Origin of the sequence: Myxococcus sp. AM010 (genome assembly GCF_013372585.1) — a bacterium.
Taxonomy (GTDB): Bacteria; Myxococcota; Myxococcia; order Myxococcales; family Myxococcaceae; genus Myxococcus; species Myxococcus vastator.
Window position 1 is genome coordinate 1 of the sequence record NZ_JABXEO010000177.1, and the last position, 4,147, is coordinate 4,147.

The 4,147-nt window shown below is 69.7% G+C and carries 1 protein-coding gene and 1 pseudogene; both read right to left on the reverse strand.

The annotated features are described in order from the left end of the window. A partial coding sequence (locus HV826_RS36010; protein WP_176421528.1) for an amino acid adenylation domain-containing protein occupies positions 1-2,892 on the reverse strand: 2,892 nt, incomplete at its 3' end. A 19-nt stretch (positions 2,893-2,911) separates the two neighbouring features. Beyond that, positions 2,912-4,147, reverse strand: a pseudogene (locus tag HV826_RS36015) (hypothetical protein); the annotation flags it as partial.

The following is a 4,147-nucleotide window of genomic DNA, read 5'->3' on the forward strand; positions in this document are numbered from 1 at the left end:
GCGTGAGAGTTGGTGGCGGAGGGCGGCGGGGAGGAAGGGGGTGGCGTCGTCGAGGACGAGGAAGGCGACGAGGCGGACGTCGGAGGAGTGGGGAGAGGAGAGAGGGAGGACGGCGGCCTGACGGACGCCGGGGAGACGGCAGAGGGCGGCCTCGACTTCCTCGGGCTCGACGCGGACGCCACGCACCTTGAGCTGGAAGTCGGTGCGGCCGAGGTAGGAGAGGGAGCCGTCGGGATTCCAGCGGACGCGGTCGCCTGTGCGGTAGAGGCGAGCGCCGGGAGAGGAAGAGAAGGCGTGGGGGACGAAGCGCTCGGCGGTGAGGTGAGGAAGTGCGCGGTAGCCACGAGCGAGGCCGTCGCCGCCGAGGAAGAGCTCTCCCGGGACGCCGATGGGGGTGGGGAGGCCGGCCTCGTCGAGGACGTAGGCCTGAGAGCGAGCCAAGGGCTGGCCCAGGCGGACGGGGCGGTGGGCTTCCACCTTCTCGGCCACCACGCAGATGGTCGTCTCCGTCGGGCCGTAGGCGTTGATGAGCGACGTTCGCGTCAGCGCCAGTTGCTCCACCAGTGGCTCGGGCAGGGCCTCACCGCCCACGACAATGGCCTTCATGGAACGCAGCGCTTCGGGCGCTCCAGGTTCCTCCATCGCGGTGGCCAGCGATGAAGGCGTGATGACGATGTGCGTGATGCCGTGGCGGGTGATGTCGCGCCCCAGCCCCATCGGCCCCACGTCGCGCAGCACCGTCGTCCCTCCGCGGGTCAGGCAGAAGAGGACATCCTCCAGATGCATGTCGAAGGAGAAGCTGCTGGAGGAGGCCCAGCAGTCCCCCGGACGCGTGTCGTAGAGGGCGTCGAAGGAGTCGAAGGCGTGGACAAGGGAGCGGTGGGTGAGCTCAACGCCCTTGGGCTCGCCAGTGGAGCCAGAGGTGAAGAGGAGGTAGGCGAGCGAGTCGGGGAGGACGAGCGGGAGAGGGCGTGAGGACGGAGACTGAGGAGGGAGCGGCTGGACGAGGGGAATCGCCAGCGAGGCGTTGGAGAAGAAGTCCGGGCGAGAGAGGACGAAGCGAGCCCGGGCCCGGTGGAGAAGCGAGGCACGGCGCTCGTGCGGGTGAGTGGCTTCGAGAGGAAGGCAGGTGGCGCCGCTGAGGAGGATGGCGAGGAGGCCGACGACGGCGTCCTCGGAGCGCTCAAGGCACAGGCCGACGACGTCCTCCGGGAGGACGCCCAGGCCAAGCAGGTGCTGGGCCAGGCGGGTGGCGCGAGCGTGGAGCTGGGAGAAGGAGAGGCGAAGGCCGGAGGAGGCGAGGACGAGTGCGGTGGCGTCGGGAGCGCGAGCGACCTGGGCGGTCCACAGGGAGGACACCGAGGCGAGGGAGTCGAAGGGCCTGGAGGTGTCGTTGAAGGAGAAGAGGACCTGCTGGCGCTCGGAGGCGGAGAGGAGGTCGACGGACGCAAGCGGCGCGGAGGGAGCGGCGAGCGCGCCTTCGAGCAGGCGCAGGTAGTGGCCCACCAGGCGCTGGATGGAGTCGTGCTCGAACAGGTCGGTGCTGTACTGCACCGTCACGCCGAAGCCGGAGGGGCCCTCGATGATGGTGAGCGACAGGTCGAACTGACTGGTCCCGGTATCCACATGGAGCGCGCGAGCGCCCACGCCCGAGAACGCACCCGCCAGCGAGTCCTCTTCCTGGTACAGGTCGAACATCACCTGGAAGAGCGGTGAGTGACCGGGGTTGCGCTCCGCTCGCACCGCCTCGATGACTCGCTCGAACGGTGCTTCCTGGTGTGCGTACGCGGCGAGCGCGCATTCCCTCGCACGCGCCAGCAGCCCGGTGAAGGTGTCGCCAGTCCGCACCTGGGCGCGCAGGACCACGGTGTTGATGAACAGCCCGACGACGCCCTCCAGGGACAGGTGCGTCCGGCCCGCGACGGGCGTGCCCACGCAGAAGTCGGACTGCTGCGAGTAGCGGTGCAGCAGCGCGGCGAAGGCCGTGTAGAACACCATGAAGGGCGTGACCTGCCGCTCACGGCAGAGCACGCGCACGGCCTCGGCCAGCGCCGCGGAGACGGGGAGCAACTGGGTCTGGACGCCCTGGTCCGTGCGCACCGGCGGGCGCGGCTTGTCGGTGGGCAGCTCCAGGATGTGCGGAACCCCGGCGAGCTGCTCCTTCCAGTACTCGACATGGGCCGCTTCGCGCGCCGCGACATCGGGTGACCGCTGCCAGGCCGCGAAGTCCGTGTACTCCAGCGGCAGGGGCGTCAGGCCGGGGGCCTGCCCACGGACGCGCGCCGTGTAGAGGACACCCAGCTCGCGCATCAACACGTTGTAGCTCCAGCCGTCCACCACGAGGTGGTGCAGCGACAACGTGAAGACGTGCCGCTGTGCGGAAAGGCGGAAGAGGCAGAAGCGATACAGGGGCCCCTGGGCGAGCACGAAGGGCCGCTGGGCTTCTTCCCGCAGCCAGCGCTCCAGCGACGTCTCGGGCGCCGCATCCGCCGACAGGTCCTCGGTCACCAGGACCTGCGCGGGGACGTCCTGAACACCCAGCAGGGGATGTCCCTCGGGTGAGGAGGGCATGATGGAGCGGAGCGCGCGGTGCCGTGCCAGCAGTTGCCGCAGCGCCGCGTCGAGCGCTCCGGCATCCACCTCACCGGAGAGCTCCACCGCGCGCACCACGTTGTACGAGGCGGACGCGGGAGCAAGCTGATGGAGGAACCACATCCGCTCCTGCGCGGAGGAGGGCTCCGCTCGCGTGTCGTCTCCGCGCCGGGTGGGCCCCGTACCCTGGAGGGAGTTCTGTCCGGTGGCGGTGTCCGGAGCGCCGCGCTTCAGCAGCTTCTGCAGCAGCGCGCGCTTCTCCTCCGGAGTCAGCGAGTCCAGGTCGGTACGCGAGGTCATGTCGATGCTCGGGGGAACTTCACATCTTGATGTAGACGCTGACGCCCGTGCGGAAGAGCGGAAGGCCCATGGGCGGGAGCTCCACCACGGAGGGGTCAGGCTGGAAGCGGAACTCGGTGCCGCGTGGCCCCAGCGGCGCTTCGACGAAGAGCTGCGCCACCACGTCTCGCAGCACGGCGATGTCGAAGTCGATGCGGCCCAGCATGGAGGGGTCACTCAGGTTCGTCAGCGCGGTGAACGTCAGGCGGGGCTCGAACTGGCTGCGCCGGTCGATGCTGACCTGGGCCATGCCATAGGCACGTCCGAAGAACAGGGGCCGGTAGTCCGCGGTGGAGCGCTGCCACGTCAGCTGCGCGCGATCATCCGTGCCCAGCGAGTTGTAGAAGCCCTCCAGCCGGACGATGGCGCGGTAGACGTCCGCCACGCGGAAGGTGCCCTTGATGCCGCCACTGACCTGCGGCTTCGGGCCACCGAAGGAGCGCTCGACGTAGCCGGCCTCGCCGCGCTCCCACAGCCGCGCGGGGAGGTCTTGCAGGAGCGCCATCTCCGCGTTGAGGTCGAAGGGGCCCAGGCCCACGGACCAGTCAATGCCATACCGGGGGCGGCGGCCCTGCTGGAAGGCCGCCGACAGCGACAGCTCGCTGGGGCCGAGCACCACCTCCGCGCGCAGCGCTCCGCCATAACGTATCGGGCGGTCCTCCGGTCCATTCAGGTCCGCCGTGGCGATGAGCCACAGGCTGGAGGCCATCTCCTCCCACGGCACGTTCACCTTCAGCATGTCCACGCCGGTGCGCAGGTCCACCGGGTCGAGCGGCCGGGGATTCGGCGCCTGGAGGAAGTCCGTGGGATTCCAGATGCGGGAGCTGCCCCAGCGGACCTGCTGGCGGCCCGCGGTGATGAAGACGCGGTGGGCCAGGCCGAAGCGGAACCAGAACTGATCCAGGACCGACTGCGGCGTGGAGAGCTGCATGTCGAGCGGATCGTAGAGAAGCCGCCCGCGCACGAACCCGCGAATCTGCTCGGAAGGATTGATGTCCAGGTACAGGTCCGCGAGCGACGGCAGCACGGGCGTCAGCGGCGTTCCCGGGCCGCCGCGCGAGGCGCTCAGCTCCGCGCGCTGGAAGTAGGCGCCACCCAGCGTGAGGATGTCCGGAGGCTCATCATCGTACGCGGCTCGTGGAGGGCCTCCATCCACGAACTGTGGCTGGCGGAAGGTCTCGCGGATGTCCGTCTTGGACGGCTGCTTGTCCGGGTG